General features: G+C 54.4%; 17 protein-coding genes. 9 read left to right on the plus strand and 8 right to left on the minus strand.

Annotated features, from left to right (window positions below; all coding sequences use genetic code 11):
* Window positions 1–35: 35 nt before the first annotated feature.
* The 6 genes from CSE01S_RS03950 (at window position 36) to CSE01S_RS03975 (ending at window position 4,337) form a co-directional block, all read left to right on the plus strand.
* A complete protein-coding gene (locus CSE01S_RS03950) occupies window positions 36–944 on the plus strand; it encodes a LysR substrate-binding domain-containing protein (protein ID WP_042284482.1) in 909 nt (302 codons plus the stop codon).
* Between the two features lie 131 nt (window positions 945–1,075).
* Window positions 1,076–1,474 carry a CidA/LrgA family protein gene (locus tag CSE01S_RS03955; protein ID WP_042284484.1) on the plus strand — a complete coding sequence of 133 codons (399 nt, stop codon included), beginning with the start codon at window positions 1,076–1,078 and terminating at the stop codon, window positions 1,472–1,474.
* Window positions 1,471–2,166: a CidB/LrgB family autolysis modulator gene (locus CSE01S_RS03960; RefSeq protein WP_042284486.1), complete on the plus strand. Its 696-nt coding sequence runs from the start codon at window positions 1,471–1,473 to the stop codon at window positions 2,164–2,166. The genes CSE01S_RS03955 and CSE01S_RS03960 overlap by 4 nt, the downstream gene beginning before the upstream one ends.
* A 129-nt stretch (window positions 2,167–2,295) precedes the next feature.
* Window positions 2,296–3,180 (plus strand): cytidine deaminase, encoded by an 885-nt coding sequence (gene cdd, locus CSE01S_RS03965; RefSeq protein ID WP_042284488.1) that lies wholly within the window; start codon window positions 2,296–2,298, stop codon window positions 3,178–3,180.
* Window positions 3,181–3,376: 196 nt separating this feature from the next.
* On the plus strand, window positions 3,377–4,096 hold the full coding sequence (sanA, locus tag CSE01S_RS03970) for an outer membrane permeability protein SanA (protein ID WP_042284490.1): 720 nt from the start codon (window positions 3,377–3,379) through the stop codon (window positions 4,094–4,096).
* 1 nt (window position 4,097) lies between these two features.
* Complete coding sequence (locus tag CSE01S_RS03975; protein ID WP_042284493.1) at window positions 4,098–4,337, plus strand: DUF2542 family protein; 240 nt, start codon at window positions 4,098–4,100, stop codon at window positions 4,335–4,337.
* A gap of 44 nt (window positions 4,338–4,381) precedes the next feature.
* On the opposite strand, the gene mglC is transcribed toward CSE01S_RS03975, so the two are convergent.
* The 6 genes from mglC to folE all read right to left on the minus strand — a co-directional run bounded on the left by mglC (window position 4,382) and on the right by folE (window position 11,297).
* On the minus strand, window positions 4,382–5,392 hold the full coding sequence (gene mglC, locus CSE01S_RS03980; RefSeq protein WP_042284495.1) for a galactose/methyl galactoside ABC transporter permease MglC: 1,011 nt from the start codon (window positions 5,390–5,392) through the stop codon (window positions 4,382–4,384).
* 15 nt (window positions 5,393–5,407) lie between these two features.
* Complete coding sequence (gene mglA / locus CSE01S_RS03985; protein WP_042284498.1) at window positions 5,408–6,928, minus strand: galactose/methyl galactoside ABC transporter ATP-binding protein MglA; 1,521 nt, start codon at window positions 6,926–6,928, stop codon at window positions 5,408–5,410.
* Between the two features lie 67 nt (window positions 6,929–6,995).
* Window positions 6,996–7,994 carry a galactose/glucose ABC transporter substrate-binding protein MglB gene (gene mglB / locus CSE01S_RS03990; RefSeq protein WP_042284499.1) on the minus strand — a complete coding sequence of 333 codons (999 nt, stop codon included), beginning with the start codon at window positions 7,992–7,994 and terminating at the stop codon, window positions 6,996–6,998.
* Window positions 7,995–8,288: 294 nt separating this feature from the next.
* Window positions 8,289–9,314, minus strand: coding sequence for an HTH-type transcriptional regulator GalS (gene galS, locus CSE01S_RS03995; protein ID WP_042284501.1), 1,026 nt, complete (start codon window positions 9,312–9,314; stop codon window positions 8,289–8,291).
* A 142-nt stretch (window positions 9,315–9,456) separates the two neighbouring features.
* A complete protein-coding gene (gene yeiB, locus CSE01S_RS04000; protein WP_042284505.1) occupies window positions 9,457–10,614 on the minus strand; it encodes a DUF418 domain-containing protein YeiB in 1,158 nt (385 codons plus the stop codon).
* A 14-nt stretch (window positions 10,615–10,628) separates the two neighbouring features.
* Window positions 10,629–11,297 carry a GTP cyclohydrolase I FolE gene (gene folE / locus CSE01S_RS04005; RefSeq protein ID WP_042284508.1) on the minus strand — a complete coding sequence of 223 codons (669 nt, stop codon included), beginning with the start codon at window positions 11,295–11,297 and terminating at the stop codon, window positions 10,629–10,631.
* A gap of 307 nt (window positions 11,298–11,604) precedes the next feature.
* On the opposite strand from folE, the gene fghA reads away from it, so the two are divergent.
* On the plus strand, window positions 11,605–12,441 hold the full coding sequence (fghA, locus tag CSE01S_RS04010; protein ID WP_042284510.1) for an S-formylglutathione hydrolase: 837 nt from the start codon (window positions 11,605–11,607) through the stop codon (window positions 12,439–12,441).
* 343 nt (window positions 12,442–12,784) lie between these two features.
* On the plus strand, window positions 12,785–14,770 hold the full coding sequence (locus CSE01S_RS04015) for a ligand-gated channel protein (RefSeq protein WP_042284512.1): 1,986 nt from the start codon (window positions 12,785–12,787) through the stop codon (window positions 14,768–14,770).
* 97 nt (window positions 14,771–14,867) lie between these two features.
* Here the strand turns inward: CSE01S_RS04015 and lysP are convergent, their stop codons facing one another.
* Window positions 14,868–16,343, minus strand: a complete 1,476-nt coding sequence (gene lysP / locus CSE01S_RS04020; RefSeq protein WP_042284515.1) for a lysine-specific permease — start codon at window positions 16,341–16,343, stop codon at window positions 14,868–14,870.
* Between the two features lie 219 nt (window positions 16,344–16,562).
* Complete coding sequence (yieE, locus tag CSE01S_RS04025) at window positions 16,563–17,426, minus strand: DNA-binding transcriptional regulator YeiE (protein WP_042284517.1); 864 nt, start codon at window positions 17,424–17,426, stop codon at window positions 16,563–16,565.
* Between the two features lie 98 nt (window positions 17,427–17,524).
* Between yieE and CSE01S_RS04030 the strand changes: the two genes are divergently transcribed.
* Complete coding sequence (locus CSE01S_RS04030; RefSeq protein ID WP_042284519.1) at window positions 17,525–18,574, plus strand: YeiH family protein; 1,050 nt, start codon at window positions 17,525–17,527, stop codon at window positions 18,572–18,574.
* The last annotated feature ends 13 nt before the right edge of the window (window positions 18,575–18,587 follow it).

The following is an 18,587-nucleotide window of genomic DNA, read 5'->3' on the forward strand; positions in this document are numbered from 1 at the left end:
TTTCATGCAGAGACATAACCTGGAGGTTATCGCGGATGGCAAACTGGGCGCAGAAATTGAAACTTCATCACCTGCAAACGCTGATGGCGCTGGGCGAGCAAGGCAATCTCACGCAGGTGGCGCGAATGATGAATATCAGCCAGCCCGCGCTGTCGAAATGGTTGTCACAGCTCGAAGATGAGATAGGGATCACGCTCTTCGAACGTCACAGTAAAGGCCTGCGCCCGTCCGAAGGCGGCAAATTGTTGTTGCAGCATGCTCAGCGCTTAATCAACGACATGGAGCGATCCCAGTATGAAATTGCCCGCTTTAAGGCCGGTGGTCTGGTCGGCAGCCTGAAAATCGGTTGCTCGCCGGTGGCGACTGACTGTGTGTCACAGGCGATCCTCGGTTTGCTTAGCGAAATGCCGACGCTGCACCTCAACATCGAAGAAAAAGTGATGACGCCGCTGCTGCACGATCTGCTGGCGGGGTCAGTGGATGTGGTGGTTGGCCGGGTTGGCGGGCGGGCGCTCCAGCTTCCGCTGAACTATCAGGTCCTGTATACCGAACCCGTCTGCTTTGTTGCGCGGCCGGATCACCCGCTGGCCAGCCATGCCAGCCTCTCCTGGAACGATCTTGCCAGCTGGCGCTGGATCGTCTGGCCCACGGGGACGCCCATCCGCATCAGCATTGATAACGCGCTGGTCGATAACGGCGTGATGCTGCCAGAAAACACCATTGAATCGGCATCCATGAACGTCAGCACTAACCTGCTGCAAAGCAGCGACATGATCTCTATTCTTTCTTTACGGCTGGCGCAGCGCTATGCCAGCCAGGGGCAACTGGTGATCCTGAACCTGCCGAAGATAGAGCAGAAAGGCAGCGTCGGCGTGTTCTGGCGCAACAACGAAACGCCTTCGGCGGCGCTCAGCCGCTTTCTGCACTTTCTGACGCAGGTCTAGCCCGACGAAGGGAGAACATGGCACGATGTTCCCGTTGTCTATCCTCAGTATGCTAAGAATTCATGATGTGATCGGTAGCACGTTTTAACGTTTAATTGTATGATGAATCCATCTCATTTAAGGCGTATCCCATGAGTAAGACACTGAATATCATCTGGCAATATTTACGCGCTTTCGTGCTGATCTATGCCTGCCTGTATGCGGGCATTTTTATTGCAACTCTGCTTCCTGTCGCCATTTCCGGCAGCATTATCGGCATGCTGATCCTGTTTGTCCTGCTGGCGCTACAAATCATCCCCGCTAAATGGGTCAATCCTGGCTGCTATGTCCTGATTCGCTATATGGCGCTGCTGTTTGTGCCAATTGGCGTGGGCGTGATGCAGTATTTTGACTTACTGCGCGCGCAGTTTGGCCCGGTGGTGGTCTCGTGCGCCATCAGTACGCTGGTGGTTTTTCTGGTGGTCAGCTGGAGTTCGCACCTGGTTCACGGTGAACGTAAAGTGGTTGGACAGAAAGGATCAAAAGAATGATGGCCTATATCTGGTGGTCGCTGCCGCTGACCTTAGCGGTCTTTTTTGCCGCGCGGAAGCTGGCGGCGCGCTTTAAGTTTCCGTTGCTGAACCCGCTGCTGGTGGCGATGGTGGTCATCATTCCGTTTTTGCTGCTTACGGGGATTCCCTACGATCACTATTTCAAAGGCAGTGAAGTGTTAAACGATCTGCTGCAACCGGCGGTCGTGGCGCTGGCCTATCCGCTATATGAACAGTTGCACCAAATCCGCGCCCGCTGGAAATCCATCATCACCATCTGCTTTGTCGGCAGCGTTGTGGCGATGGTGACCGGCACCTCGGTTGCGCTGCTGATGGGGGCAACTCCGGAAATTGCCGCGTCGGTGTTGCCAAAATCCGTCACCACGCCAATCGCAATGGCGGTGGGCGGCAGCATTGGCGGCATCCCGGCAGTGAGCGCGGTTTGCGTGATATTTGTCGGTATTCTCGGCGCCGTCTTTGGCCACACCCTGTTAAATGCCATGCGTATTCGTACTAAAGCCGCGCGTGGCCTGGCGATGGGAACGGCTTCTCACGCCCTCGGCACCGCCCGCTGCGCGGAGCTGGATTATCAGGAAGGGGCGTTCAGTTCGCTGGCGCTGGTGATCTGCGGGATCATCACCTCCCTGATCGCGCCGTTTTTGTTTCCGCTCATTCTGGCGGTAGCCGGCTAAAATTTGCGATACGTCGCGCATTTTTCATTTAAGTTTCATAAGTTGCACAAATAATAAGATTCATATCACATATAAAGCCCTGGCAGGCCCGTACACTACGATCCCATTACATTATTTTGAGGCAACGCCATGCACCCACGTTTTCACACTGCCTTTGGCCAACTTGCGGATAATTTGCAATCAGCGCTGGCGCCGATCCTGGCGGAAACGCATTTCCCCGCCTTGCTGACCGCAGAGCAGGTCGCGTGGCTGAAAAGCGCCACGGGACTTGACGAAGACGCGCTGGCATTTGCGCTGCTGCCCCTGGCTGCGGCCTGCGCCTGTACCCCGCTCTCCCATTTCAACGTCGGCGCGATTGCGCGCGGCGTCAGCGGCACGTGGTATTTCGGCGGCAATATGGAATATCTGGGCGCCACCATGCAGCAAACCGTCCATGCCGAGCAAAGCGCTATCAGTCACGCGTGGCTGCGCGGGGAAAAAGGCCTTGCGGCGATCACTGTCAACTACACGCCATGTGGTCACTGTCGTCAGTTTATGAATGAACTGAACAGCGGGCTGGATCTGCGCATTCATCTGCCAGGACGCGAACCGCATACCCTGCGCGACTATCTGCCGGACGCCTTCGGCCCTAAAGATCTGGACATTAAGACGCTCTTGATGGACGAGCAGGATCATGGCTTCTCCGCCGAAGGCGACGCGCTGGCGCAGGCGGCCGTTGCCGCGGCGAACCGCTCACATATGCCTTACAGCCAGTCACCAAGCGGCGTGGCGCTGGCGTGCAAAGACGGCAACATTTTTAGCGGAAGCTACGCCGAAAATGCGGCGTTTAACCCGACTCTGCCGCCGCTTCAGGGCGCGCTGAATTTATTGAATCTCAACGGATATGATTTTGCCGATATTCAGCGGGCGGTGCTGGCGGAAAAAGCGGATGCCTCGTTGATTCAGTGGGATGCCACCGCCGCAACGCTGAAGGCATTGGGCTGCAATAATATCGACCGCGTATTGTTAGCATAAACCTGTCATCATCCAGGCCGGCGTGAGCAACATCCTCCCTCTCTCTCAATTGCCGTTGCCTTTTCCTGCCTGGATGTTACGCGTTTTTTCCCGGGCGTATTGCTGAAAATCCCTTCAAACAGACTGCCGTTTCTTGCGCTTCGCAGGCGGGTAAAGTAGCCTGATTGAAATTTCATCCCGTTACCGAGTTTTCTTCATGCTAAAGCGCGTTTTTTACAGCCTGTTAGTCCTGATCGGCTTGCTGCTGTTGACCGTGCTCGGCCTTGACCGCTGGATGAGCTGGAAAACCGCGCCCTATATTTATGATGAACTGCAGGACCTTCCCTATCGTCAGGTCGGCGTGGTGCTCGGCACCGCGAAATATTATCGCGCTGGCGTCATCAACCAGTACTACCGTTACCGCATTCAGGGCGCGCTCAACGCCTATAACAGCGGGAAAGTGAACTATTTGCTGCTTAGCGGCGACAACGCCCTGCAGAGTTATAACGAACCGAGAACCATGCGTAAGGATCTGATTGCCGCAGGCGTCGATCCGGCGGACATCGTGCTGGATTATGCCGGGTTCCGCACGCTGGATTCAATTGTCCGCACCCGCAAGGTTTTTGACACCAACGACTTTATTATCATCACTCAGCGCTTCCACTGCGAGCGCGCGCTGTTTATCGCTCTGCATATGGGCATTCAGGCGCAGTGCTACGCCGTCCCGTCGCCGAAGGATATGCTGACGGTTCGGGTTCGCGAGTTTGGCGCACGCTTTGGCGCGCTGGCGGACCTGTACTTGTTTAAGCGTGAACCGCGTTTCCTCGGCCCGCTGGTGCCTATCCCGACACAGCATCAGATCCCCGATGACGCGCAGGGTTACCCGGCGGTTACGCCAGAGCAATTGCTGGAATTGCAAAAGAAACTGGGAAAATAACATGGAAGATAAAACGATTTTTATCGTCATTGGCGTACTGATGATCGTCCTGTGGACCTTTCGTGAAGGGCTCAAAGCGCTACGCGCAGGCAGTGTAGAAAAAACGGTAAAAGGCTCGCAGACGCCGCTTATCATTCAGCGGACCGGGCAGCCGGGCGTCTACTGGAGCTACGTTATCGCCTATTTTGGCGTTGCCGTTGGCGCGCTGGTTGTCGGCGTCTGGTTAGTGTTCTTTAAATAAAAAACCGGCACAGAGGCTCAGCGCCGGTTTTTTTGTCCTGCCGGTTACTTCTTACGTGCGTACTTCAGGGAGTCCAGCGCAACGGCGAAAATGATAATGCCGCCCTTGATAATGTACTGCCAGTACGGGTTAACGCCGATATAGGTCAGACCGTAGTTGATAACCGTAAAGATAATGACCCCGGTCACCACGCCCAACACCGTCCCAACGCCGCCGCTAAACGATACGCCGCCTACGACACACGCGGCAATCGCATCCAGTTCATACATAAAGCCGAGGTTGTTGGTGGCGGAGCCGATACGCCCCGCTTCCAGCAAACCGCCAAACGCGTAGAACACGCCGGAGAGGGCATAGATCATCAGCAGGTTCAGCGCGACGTTGACGCCAGACACTTTCGCCGCTTCAGGGTTGCCGCCGATGGCGAAAATGTTTTTACCGAAGCGGGTTTTGTTCCACAACACCCACACGAACGCCACGGCGATCAGTGCGTAGAACGTGATATAGGAAAGCCGGAAGCTGCCTAACGCGATAAAGCCCTGCGCGAAGGTCGAGAAACCGCTGTCAAAGCCGGAAATCGGCGATGCCCCAACGAAGTCGTAATACAGGGAGTTAATACCGTACACGATAATCATCGTACCCAGCGTGGTAATAAACGGCGTCACGTTCAGATAGGCGATAATGATGCCGTTGATCAGGCCGATAATCGCGCCAATAGCGCAGACAATCAGGATCACCAGCGCAATCGGCATGGTCGCCATTTCCGGAAAGACCTTATTGGCGTTCTCCATCGACTGCAATAGTGTTGCCGCAACCACCGCCGCCAGCCCGACCTGACGCCCGGCTGACAGGTCTGTCCCCTGGGTGACGATCAGCCCCGCCACGCCGAGGGCGATAATAATGCGCACCGAGGACTGAGTCAGAATGTTACTCAGGTTAAGCAGACTTAAGAACGTGGGATCCTGAAAAATAATAATTGCCAGTAAAACTAAAAGAACGACGTAAATACCGCCCTCTTTCAGATAAGTGAGAAAACTTTTCTTATTTAACGCACTCATGAGGAGCCCCTGATCTTAAAGGTGCAAAGACGCAAGACGCAAAATTTCATTTTGCGTGGTCGTTTTAGTATCAACAATTCCAGACACGAGTCCGTTGCTCATGACCAGAATACGATCGGTTATCCCTAACAATTCCGGCATTTCGGAGGAGATAATGATGATCCCTTTTCCTTTTTTGGCCAGTTCCGCAATTAACTGATAGATTTCAAATTTGGCGCCAACGTCAATTCCACGCGTGGGTTCGTCGAGCATTAATATCTCCGGCTGGGTCAGCAGCCAGCGACCAATAATCACTTTCTGCTGGTTGCCTCCGGAAAGCGAACCAATTTGCGTGCGGTGGCCAGGGGTTTTTACCCGCATGGAGTCAATAACCCACTGGGTGTCGCTTTTCATCCGCGAATTGTCTAACAGACCGACCTTGTTTTTATAATTATGGATATTGGAGATTAAGGAGTTAAAACCAATATCCAGATAGGCATAAATACCGGTAGAACGTCGCTCCTCGGTAACCAGCGCAAAGCCGTGATTGATGGCTTCGTTCGCATTATGGTTATTGATTTTTTTGCCGTGCAGGGTAATGGTGCCGGAAGATTTCTCACGAATACCAAACAGCGTTTCGACGATGTCGGTACGTTTTGCGCCTACCAGCCCGGCAATACCGAGAATTTCACCTTTATGCAGATCAAAAGAGACGTCACGAATCGACGGCTGGCGCAGCGACGTCAGATTACGCACTTCCAGTATCACTTCACCAGGTTTGTTCTCTTTATCCGGGAAACGCTGGTTCAGCGAGCGTCCAACCATCATGGCGATGATCTTGTCCATATCCAGCCCTTCGAGCGGCTGAGTGGCAATCCACTGACCGTCGCGCAGCACCGTGACCTCATCGCAGAGCTGGAAAATCTCTTCCATTTTATGCGAGATATACACAATGCCGCAGCCGCGTTCTTTCAGCTTACGAATAATCGTAAACAGATGATTAACCTCTTTTTCGGTTAACGACGAGGTCGGCTCATCCATGATGACGATTTTGGCGTTATAGGAAAACGCCTTGGCAATTTCGATCATCTGCATTTGCGAAACGGAAAGCGTCCCGACGCGCGCCCGCGGGTCGATATCAATATCCAGTTCGTCAAATATCGCTTTTGTGTCGCGATACATTTTGTCCTGATCGACAAACATGCCTTTGGTGGGATAACGCCCGAGCCACATGTTGTCCATCACGGAGCGTTGTAATACCAGGTTTAATTCCTGATGAACCATTGAAATACCGTTTTCCAGCGCTTCTTTCGCTGAATGGAAATCGATCTCTTTCCCCTGAAATAATATGCTGCCAGAATCTTTTTGATAGATGCCAAAAAGACATTTCAATAGTGTCGATTTCCCCGCGCCGTTTTCTCCCATCAATGCATGAATAGAGTGTGGACGGACTTTTAAATTAACATTATCAAGTGCCTTAACGCCGGGAAAAGACTTGTTGATACCGCTCATTTCCAACAAGTATTCGCCTGAGGACAGTGTCGTTGTGCTGACCATAATTATACCTTGTCGGCCTCGCAGAGTGCGTGATTAAAGGGCGCGATCACAATCGCGCCCAACAGTCTTACTTTTTGGAGAACTCGGCCAGGTTATCTTTATCTACGCCCACGTAAGGAACGCGCACAATTTTGTTTTCAATTTTCCAGCTGGTGCCGTCTGCGGCGCCTTTGCCATCCGCCAGGTTTTTCGCCAGATCGAATGTCGCTTTCGCCTGGTTGTTGGCGTCATTCAGCACAGTACCGGCCATCGCTCCGGATTTCACCAGCGCCAGCGCTTCTGGCAGCGCATCCACGCCAAAGACCGGAATGCTGGTTTTATTGTGCGCTTTCAGCGCTTCTACCGCCCCCATTGCCATCGCATCGTTGTTAGCGATAACCACTTCAATTTTGTTAGCGTTCGGGCCGGACAACCACGCGTCCATTTTGTCTTTCGCCTGAGCGGTATCCCACATGGCGGTATCTAACTGAAGCTGTTCGGTCTTGATGCCTTTGTCGTTCAATTCTTTAACCACGTAAGTGGTACGCGCTTCCGCGTCCGGGTGACCCGGCTCGCCTTTCAGCAGTACGAACTGAATCTGACCGTCTTTATTCAGATCCCAGCCCTGATTCGCCGCCCAGTGTTTCGCGATCAGATCGCCCTGGATAATACCGGATTCTTTGGAGTCAGTGCCGACGTAATAGGCTTTGTCATAACTGTCCAGCGCTTTACGGGAAGGTTCTTTGTTGAAGAAAACCACCGGCACGTTCTGGCCGCGGGCTTTTTCAATAACAGTGCCAGCCGCCGCCGGGTCGACCAGGTTGATCGCCAGCGCTTTCACCCCCTTCGCCAGCAGGACGTCTATCTGATCGTTCTGTTTGGACTGGTCGTTTTGCGAGTCGTTCATCAGCAACTGGACGTCCGGCGCCGCTTTCGCGTCTGCTTCGATAGCCTTACGCACCACGGACATAAAGTTATCGTCATATTTATAGATTGTCACACCGATGCGAGTATCCGCGGCGTGCGCAGCCGCGCCGAACAACATGCCTGCCATTACAGCAGAAAGGGTCAACACCTTCTTATTCATGGTAACTCCGGTTTTATTATGCAGGGTAGTGCTTCAGATAAATGCCCGGCGGGACAAAACGTTAATGAAGTGTTAATTGAACGCCGAGGCTCTTTTTAAAAAAATCGTTCTTCCTTGCCCGGTAACGCTCCAGAAATAGGCTTTAATTTTGCTTAAAGCAGCTTTCACTCGTTAAAAGTGATTACTCACGGTTACATCGTAGTTACACTGCGCTAAGCGGTGCCATCATAGCGACGGCAATGTTAATATACTGTGAATTTACTCACATATTGAAAACGGTTACATCTGCCGACGTCATGAGTTAGTGATCACCACCGCATTCTGCCGGGCGGCGACGGAATGCCGCCTGACCAGCGTCGGCATAAAACAGTGGGTCGCCGTTGCGTCCAGCGTCCCCGCCGCGCCCTGTAATGCCAGTTCGGTCGCCAGTTTCGCCATTGACGCGATGGGATAACGCACCGTTGTCAGTTGTGGATCGGTGTAACGGGCAATGGGAATATCATCGAAACCAATGATCGAAAGATGCAGCGGGATGGCAATGCCGTTATCCTTGAGTGCCGTCAGCGCGCCGGCGGCCATGCTGTCGTTATAGGCGAAGACGGCGGTCAGTTGCAGGTTGCGCCCCAGCAGTTCGACCATTGCAGACTCCCCGCCCTGCATGTCCGGCGAGCCCACGCCTGTCCAGCTTTCCGGCGGCGTTATCCCCTGCTCGCCAAGCGCGCTCAGCCACCCTTCCCTGCGCATATCGTCATCTTCAATTCCGTGGCTGGAGGCCAAATAACCAATCCGCTGGTGACCGTTGTTCAGCAGCATCCGGGTCGCCATTTTCGCGCCGCTGATGTTGTCCAGGCAGACGCAGCGATGAGCATAGCCAGGCACGATACGGTTAATCAGCACCATGCCGGGGATTTGATCCATAAATTCGCCCAGTTCACGATCGCTCAGCGCCTTTGAATGGACGATCAGCGCGTTACATCGCTGACGGATCAGCACTTCAATCGCATGGCGCTCTTTTTCCGCCTCATGATAGCTATTGCCGATCAGGACATATTTCTGATGCTGTTGGGCGACCATATCGACCGCTTTCACCAGTGCGCCAAAAAAGGCATCTGAGACATCCATCACCACCACGCCGATGGTTTCACTCACCTGCGTCGCCAGCGCCTGCGCATTGGCGTTGGGGCGATAGCCCAGCAGCGTCACCGCTTTCATTACCGCCTCGCGCGTATCGGGACTGACCAGCGCGCTGTTGTTTAAAACCCGGGAAACCGTCGCCACGGATACGCCAGCCTGACGCGCCACATCACGTATGGTGATCATATTCACTACCCTGTTTGACAATGCAGTGGTTCACTGCACAACTGGCGGCTATTTTGTCAGCGGTAGGAAAAGCGCTACGTGAGTAAGGTCACAGGGATGAAAGCGCTTACATCCGTTTTGTTAATGATTGTGATCCAGATCGTTATCCGGATGTATGAGAGATGCGCGCTCCTGATGCCCGCAGGGTTAACTGACGCCATACCCATTCTACCGGCCCCTGCGGCAGGAAGCGCAACCAGAAAACCGAGAACAGCAGGTTTACCAGCCAGACGGGGATGACGAACAGCAATAGCGTGCTACGGTCAAACTGCATAAATAAGCCAAACTGATAAAACAGCGTGGTACAGAGGAGCGTTTGTAGCAGGTAGTTGGTCAGCGCCATCCGCCCAACGCAGGCGATGGCAAATACGAGTTTTAGACGACTTAGCTGCGGCCAGTAGCCGAACAGCAGCGCGGCATAGCCGATCGTCTGTAACGGCGCGCTCAGCTCGCGCGGCGCTTGTAACAAAAACGCGCACCAGCGGTAGCTCCACGCCAGTTGCCACTGCGCAACCACGGCAGGCAGATTAATCAGCAGGCCAACGGCAATCAGCAGGAAACCGGTGCGTCGATAGTGGGCAAGGCTATACTGCCCTTTCAGCCAACCGCTGCGCATCAGCGATGCCCCGACCAGCATCATCCCGGCCAGTTGCCAGCCATACTGCGCGCCCAGCGCCAGCAGACTGTTGGACAACGCGTCAACCCGGTTGCTGATGGCTTCCATACCCCCGTTCACCTTCCAGTATTTTTCATACAGAAGCGCCGCGTCGTCTGGCGTCCACGCGCGACTGGTTTGGCTGTCAGAGATCGCGCCGAGCAGCAGTAATACGCCAATACCGACCAGATACAGCAGAATGCCCGTATTCATCAGGCTTTTTACCGAAGGCGCATCGCGCACCAGCCGCCAGCAAATCAGCCCGACCAGGCCATAAGCCAGCAAAATATCGCCATCCCAGAACAACAGGGCATGCAAAAAACCCAGCAAAACCAGCAGGGTCAGTCGCGCCTGGATCCAGCGTTTTCCGCGCGGCAGCAGCATTTGCAGTCCCGCTCCAAACAACAAGGCAAAAAGCGTGAGGAATTTGGCCTGGGCGAACACATCGAGTACAGCCCAGGTCCAGGCATCCTGCGCGGTAATCTCGCCATACCAGGCAGGATTAAGGTAAGCCGCCTTTGGTAAACCAAAGGCGCTGATATTCAGAAGCAGAATGCCCAGAACGGCGACGCCACGAACAACATCCAGCGTGACATTTCGCGCCATAGCCTCTGCCCCGATCAGTTATGGTGACGCACTGCGCGCAAGAATTCCTGACGCGTATTCTGGCTGGACTTGAACAGACCGCCGAGCGAAGTGGTGGTGGTGGCGCTGGTCGCATCGCGGATACCGCGCGCTTTCACGCAATAATGCACAGCATCAATCGATACCGCGACATTGTTCGTGCCGAGCAGGGTCTGCAAGGCGGTCAGGATCTGCTGGGTTAAGCGCTCCTGCACCTGCGGACGCTGTGCGAAGAACTGCACGATGCGATTGATTTTTGACAGGCCGATCACCGAATCTTTCGGGATATAGGCGACCGTCGCTTTACCGTCGATAGTCACAAAATGGTGCTCACAGGTACTGGTCAGCGTGATATCGCGCACCGTCACCATTTCATCCACCTTCATTTTGTTTTCTATGACGGTAATTTTCGGGAAGTTGGCGTAATCCAGACCAGAGAAAATTTCATCGACATACATTTTCGCAATGCGATGCGGCGTTTCCATCAGGCTGTCATCGCTCAGGTCGAGATTAAGCAGCTGCATAATTTCGGTCATATGGCCGGCGATAAGACGTTTGCGCGTTTCGTTATCCATCTCATGCACGGGCGGGCGCAACGGTGTTTCCAGCCCTCGCGCGACCAGCGCTTCATGTACCAGAGCCGCTTCTTTACTCAGTGATGACATCAATTTTTCTCCTGCAGGTGTGGCGCCTCTGCCCTGCGTGGGGCAAAGTTTGTCGGCTGTGTGACAGCCCGATTATTGTGCGTGAGGCCGTGCACATAATCCAGTATTCACAACGATAATTATTGAAATCGTCGTTGCCTTTCGTTCCGCCGCCAGAACAGACTGCGGAAATCTGTTAATTATACGTTGTGCAAATGATGAGGCATCTTTGCTGAATGCGGAAGTGAAAGTTACTCACAGCACCATGAATTATCTGTATTATGGGGCGTTTGCGAACACATTCCGATCACATAACAAGGAGCCACGCATGGAAATGCTTGAGGAGCACCGCTGTTTTGAAGGTTGGCAGCAACGCTGGCGACACGACTCCACCACGCTGAACTGTACAATGACGTTCAGCATTTTTCTTCCGCCGCCCCGCGACAACACACCGCCTCCGGTCCTGTACTGGCTCTCGGGCTTAACCTGTAATGACGAAAACTTTACCACCAAAGCGGGCGCGCAGCGGATTGCCGCAGAACTGGGGATGGTACTGGTCATGCCGGACACCAGCCCGCGCGGTGACGCGGTCGCCAACGATGACGGTTACGATCTCGGCCAGGGCGCCGGTTTCTACCTCAATGCCACGCAGCAGCCCTGGGCCGCGCATTTCCGCATGTACGACTATATTCGCGACGAACTGCCTGCGCTGATCCAGGCGCAATTCAACGTCAGCGATCGCTGTGCGATCAGCGGCCATTCAATGGGCGGACACGGCGCGTTGGTACTGGCGTTAAAGAACCCCGGCAAATATACCAGCGTTTCCGCCTTTGCGCCGATCGTTAACCCCTGCCGCGTGCCCTGGGGCGAAAAAGCTTTTTCCGCTTATCTGGGTGAGGATAAAGCCGACTGGGCACAATGGGACAGCTGCGCGCTGATGTATGCCAGCAAGCCGGAAGAGGCCATACCGACGCTTATCGATCAGGGCGACAGCGATCAGTTCCTCGCCGATCAGCTCCAGCCTGCCGTTCTGGCGGAAGCCGCCCGGCAGACCGCGTGGCCCATGACGCTGCGTATTCAGCCGGGCTACGACCACAGCTATTACTTTATCGCCTCCTTTATAGAGGATCATCTGCGGTTCCACGCCGAACATCTGATGAAATAATGCGCATGCCCGGCTCTGTCGCCGGGCACAACGTCGGTGGGGGCACGCGCCCTCTCCTGTTTACCGGGCTTGCCGCGCCTCTCCAATTTTTCCGTCATATCTCCTTTTTTTCTTCATTTTTTCGTCACATTTACGTTTACGTATCCTGTTGACTTGCAAGCTTTTTCTTTATAAATCAACTAAACACAAATGATTTCAATTATCATTTGTGTTTACAAATATTGATTATTTTGTACAATTCTTCCGCTTCTTTACCGCAAAGAGTCCTTAAAAGACAAAGACATACAGTTGTCATGGCCTTTTACATGACAAGCGGATTTTACTCGTTTAATGGAATGACAAAATGACCATACCTCACGTTAAGGCTCTCGCTGTCGCCGTCGGCGCGGCATGCCTCCCATCGCTCGTTCAGGCTGCCGATCAGGATACCGTTGTGGTGACAGCAACCGGATTTGAGCAGAAAATTCAGAACGCGCCTGCGTCGATTTCGGTTATCACCAAACAGCAACTTGAAGATAAAGCGTATCGCGACGTGACCGACGCGCTGAAAGACGTCCCCGGTGTCGTGGTCACCGGCGGCGGAAGCAGCAGCGACATCAGCATCCGCGGGATGGCGTCGCAGTACACGCTGTTCCTCGTCAACGGCAAACGCATTAGCACCCGCGGAACCCGCCCGAACAGCGACAATTCCGGTATCGAACAAGGCTGGCTGCCGCCGCTGGAGTCTATCGAACGTATCGAAGTGATTCGCGGCCCGATGTCCTCGCTGTACGGTTCCGATGCCATGGGCGGCGTGATTAACGTGATCACCAAAAAAGTCTCCAACACTAAAGGCTGGAGCGGCTCGCTGCATGGCGACGCCACCTTCCAGGAAGACAGTGATTCCGGCGATCTGTTTCAGACCAACGCCTATGCCTCCGGTCCGCTGATCGACGGCCTGCTGGGGGCGAAAGTGACCGGCCTGCTCTCTCGCCGCGCGGAAGACCAGATCGTCAACGGCTATAATGAACAGCGCCTGCGCAACGGCGGCCTGACCCTGAACTTCACGCCGGACGATAAAAACGATTTCGATTTTGATATTGCCCGCGAGCTTCAGGATCGCAACAGTACGCCGGGTAAATCCATGGCGGCGGAAACCTGCCGCAATGGCACCTGCAAGCCGAACAGCAAAAGCGAAAACCGCTATGAGCATACGACATATTCATTGACTCACAGCGGCTACTATGAAGACGTCAACAGCACCAGCTACATCCAGCAGGAAGAAACCAACAATCCTGGCCGTGAGATGAAGTCCTATAACACCATCTTCAATAACCAGAACCAGATTTTCCTCGGGGCGCATACGCTGACGCTGGGCGGTCAGTATCGCTATGAAAAACTGACGGACAACGGCAACCAACTGGAAGCGGCAGACGGTCTGAACAAACTCACCCGCTGGAGCTGGGCGCTGTTTGCGGAAGACGAATGGGCGATGACCGACAGCTTCACGCTGACCGGCGGCATTCGGATGGATAAAGACGAAAACTACGGCGATAACTGGACACCGCGCGGTTACGGCGTCTGGCATCTGAACGATCAATGGACGTTGAAAGGCGGTGTATCTGCGGGCTATCGCGCGCCGGATCTGCGTCAGTCCTCTGCAAGCTGGGGGCAAGTCACCGGCGGGGGCCGTCTGAACGGAATCATCGTAGGCAACCCGGACCTGAAACCGGAAAAAAGCCTGAGCGAAGAGCTGGCGTTGCTGTGGGATAACGGTGAAAACCTTAACGCAGGCGTCACCCTGTTCAATACCGATTTCAAAGATAAAATCACCGAAGTGCGCCGCTGTAACAGCAGCGCCGACCCGGCCTGCACCATCGGCAGCACCCAGTATGATTTTGTCAGCGATCGCGTCAACGTTGATGAAGCCACTATGCGCGGCGTGGAATCCACCTTCGGCTGGAAAATCACCCCCGATATCAACTGGACGGCGAACTATACCTATACCGAATCAGAACAAAAGAGCGGTCAGTTTTCTGGCAAGCCGTTAAACAAAATGCCTAAGCATATGTTCAACACCACGCTGGACTGGCAGGCCACACAGGACGTGGGATTCTGGAGCCGGGTGAACTTCCGTGGTAAAACCTCTGAATACCTGAGCCGAACCTCGATGTCGCAGGGCACGCCGTCGTATACCCAGGTGGATGTTGGCCTGCGCTATAACGCGAATAAAAACCTGCTGGTGACCGCCGGGGTGTATAACGTTCTGGATAAACAGATCGATTACGACACGTATGACACGGTACTGGATGGCCGTCGCTATACGGTGGGGCTGACGTATAACTTCTGAGGCTGAGAGCATAAAAAAACCCCGGCATGATATATGTCGGGGTTTTTTGTTTGCCGGAAGGCGATGCAATAGTCTTTTCCGGCCTACAGGTAAGCGCTTAGCGCGGTTTCTTCAGGCGTTCGGGGAACTGCATTTCGCTGTAGCGAACAAAACGAGAGCCTTTTACCAGCTTGTAGCCAAACCAGATAATCAGGAACAGCGGGATACCAATGTAGGTTGCCGCGACGCCGCCCCAGTCAATGGTGTCTTTCAGGAATGCTTCGTAGTTCTGGCCGAGCGTAATGATCAGGCACAGCACAAAAGCGAAGATGGGTCCCAGCGGGAAGAAGCCTGAACGATACGGCAGGTCGTTAATATCGTTGCCCTGCATAACATAGCCGCGACGGAAGCGATAATGGCTGATCGCAATCCCCAGCCAGGCGATAAAACCGGTCATCCCCGAGGTGTTGAGCAACCACAAATAGACCGTCTGGTTTCCGAACATGGAGGTCAGGAAGCACAGACCGGCAATCACGGTGGTGGCATACAGCGCGTTACGCGGTACCCCGCCGCGGGACAGCTTCGCGAAAATACGCGGCGCTTTACCGTCGCAGGCCAGGGTGTAAAGCATACGGGTTGACGCATACATCCCGGAGTTACCCGCCGACAGTACCGCCGTCAGGATCACCGCATTCATTACCGCCGCCGCCGAAAGCAGACCCGCATGCTGGAACACCAGCGTGAACGGACTGACGCTGATGTCTTTCACATCGTTACGCAGCAGGCTCGGATCGGTATACGGAATGATCAGGCTGATAATCAGGATAGCGAAGACGTAGAACAACAGGATTCGCCAGAACACCTGACGTACCGCGCGCGGAATGTTTTTTTCCGGATCTTCAGACTCACCGGCGGCGATACCGATAAGCTCAGTCCCCTGGAAGGAGAAGCCGACAATCATCGCCACGCCGATCATCGCCGCAAAGCCGCCCGCAAACGGCGCATCGCCGGTTGTCCAGTTGCTCCAGCCCACCGGCTGCGTGCCTTTGAAAATACCGACAATCATCATGATGCCCACGATGATAAAGATGATTACCGTCGCCACTTTGATCAGCGAGAACCAGTATTCCGCTTCACCAAACCCGCGTACCGAGATGTAGTTCAACAGGAAAATCACCCCAAGGAACAGCGCGCTCCAGATCCAGCCGGGCGTGTCGGGGAACCACCAGCTCATCACCAGTTGCGCGGCGACCAGGTCAACAGCGATCGTCACCGCCCAGTTGTACCAGTAGTTCCAGCCCAGCGCAAAGCCAAAGCCTTCTTCAACATAGTTCTGGCCATAGGTGGCAAACGAACCTGAAACCGGCATATACGCCGCCAGTTCGCCAAGACTGGTCATCAGGAAGTAGACCATCAGGCCAATCAGGATATAGGAAAACAGCGCGCCGCCTGGACCCGCTGCTGAAATGGTTGCGCCAGATGCAACGAAAAGCCCCGTACCGATAGAGCCGCCGATGGCGATCATCGTCAGGTGGCGCGCCTTCAGTTCGCGACGTAGCGCGGGCGCTTCTGTGGTTTTAGTTTTGGAAACCATGTGAAAATGCTGTCCATCCAAAAAATGAGGCGCGATTGTAGCAGACGAAACGCCATCCTTCCGGCACAAATGCGCAGTTATAAGAGACCTTCATGACTGGCCGCGGATTATAAGTAAAGCACTAAAGTGTAGGCCGGACAGGACGATTTCGCGTCCTGGTTCTCTAAGGACGCGAAGAGGATGCCGGATAGAGGAGAGACCGCCTCCCGCTTGCGGAAGTTATTCGCAGTAGCGTAAAAAGCGCAGCAGCGCGTTTGACAGGTGTTTCTGGCGATGGTGAATGCGCCACAGGGTACGCACCAGCCGCGGCAGCGGTACCGCTACTTCGCTCAGCGTACCGGCATGCAACTGTTCTTCAATCACCCGCCGCGACAGGCAACTGATGCCCAGTCCGTGGCGTACGGCGTGCTTAATGGCTTCCGAATTTCCCAGCTCCATCGCCATTTCAAATTTGGGTAAATGCGACAACAGCAGGTAGTCCACGATTTCCCGTGTGCCGGAACCCCGTTCGCGCAAGATCCAAGGGGCGGCGGCAAGCTGCTCCAGCGTCACCGGTTTTTGCGCCAGCGGCGAAGAGGGCGCGGCAAACACCACCAGCTCATCCTCAAGCCACGGCTCCGAAATGATTTCCGTACTGTGACATGGCCCTTCGATCAGGCCGATATCGACGCGAAAATCGAGCACCGCGGTGATCACATCCTGACTGTTACCCACGCTCAGCTCCAGCGGTAAATCCGGGAAGTCATGACGATAACGGGCAATGACCGCAGGAAGAATATAGTTACCAATGGTGCTGCTCGCATAGACCCGAAGAGCGCCGTTATCTTCGCGAAACAGTTGTTCAATTTCCGAGGCCTGCTCCAGCAGCGCCAGCGCCCGTGGGTACAACAATCGCCCGTGTTCGTTCACCACCAGCCGCTTTCCCACCCGGTCAAATAGCTGAACGCCAAGCTGTCCTTCCAGGTCGGTGAGCGCCGCGCTGACCGCCGATTGCGACAGCGCCAGCATCACCGATGCCTGGGTTGTCGAGCCGCTTTTTAAAACTTCGGTGAATACTTCCAGTTGTCGCAGGGTGATGTGCATGGTCGCTTACCACTTATAAAGATTAATTATAAATATATAATCAATTTTATTTTTAAACCAGATCGCCGTAATCTTTTGCCCAGATAAAGGAGAAGGTTATGACAGAACTCACCTTAACGAATCATCGTCGTACTGTGTGGCATTTTATTCCGGGGCTCGCCCTGAGTGCAGTGATTACCGGGGTGGCCCTGTGGGGTGGTTCCATTCCCGCCGTAGCGGGGGCCGGGTTCAGCGCCCTCACCTTAGCTATTCTGTTGGGCATGGTGATAGGTAACACCGTATACCCGCACATCTGGAAAAGTTGTGACGGCGGCGTGCTGTTTGCCAAGCAGCATCTGTTACGTCTGGGGATCATTCTTTACGGCTTTCGCCTGACCTTCGCGCAAATTGCCGACGTCGGGGTAAGTGGGATCCTGATCGATATTCTGACCCTTTCCAGCACCTTTATGCTGGCCTGCTTCCTCGGGCAGAAGGTCTTTGGTCTGGACCGTCATACCAGTTGGTTGATTGGCGCGGGCAGCAGTATCTGCGGCGCGGCGGCCGTACTGGCGACCGAACCTGTCGTTAAAGCAGAAGCGAGCAAAGTGACGGTTGCGGTGGCGACGGTGGTGATCTTCGGTACGCTGGCGATCTTCCTCTACCCGGCGATGTATCCGCTGCTGGCGCACTGGTTCAGCCCGGAAACCTACGGCATTTACATAGGGTCAACCATGCATGAAGTGGCGCAGGTGGTTGCCGCCGGACATGCAATTAATCCGGATGCGGAAAACGCGGCGGTGATTGCTAAAATGCTGCGCGTGATGATGCTGGCGCCGTTCCTGATTTTCCTGGCGGCGCGGGTAAAACAGCTTTCCCCGGCGAGCGGTGCGGAAAAAAGCAAAATTACCATTCCATGGTTTGCGATTCTGTTCATCGTGGTGGCGATTTTCAACTCGTTCCACCTGTTACCGAAGGCGGTGGTCGATATGTTGATCACGCTGGACACGGTACTGCTGGCGATGGCGATGGCGGCGCTGGGGCTTACCACCCACGTGAGCGCGCTGAAAAAAGCGGGAGCGAAGCCGCTGCTGATGGCGCTGGTGCTGTTTGCCTGGCTGATTGTAGGCGGCGGCGTGATTAACATCCTGGTTCATCACGTTATTGCATAAACTGCTACATTCC

The sequence above is a fragment of the Citrobacter sedlakii NBRC 105722 genome (assembly GCF_000759835.1).
Taxonomy (GTDB): domain Bacteria; phylum Pseudomonadota; class Gammaproteobacteria; order Enterobacterales; family Enterobacteriaceae; genus Citrobacter_A; species Citrobacter_A sedlakii.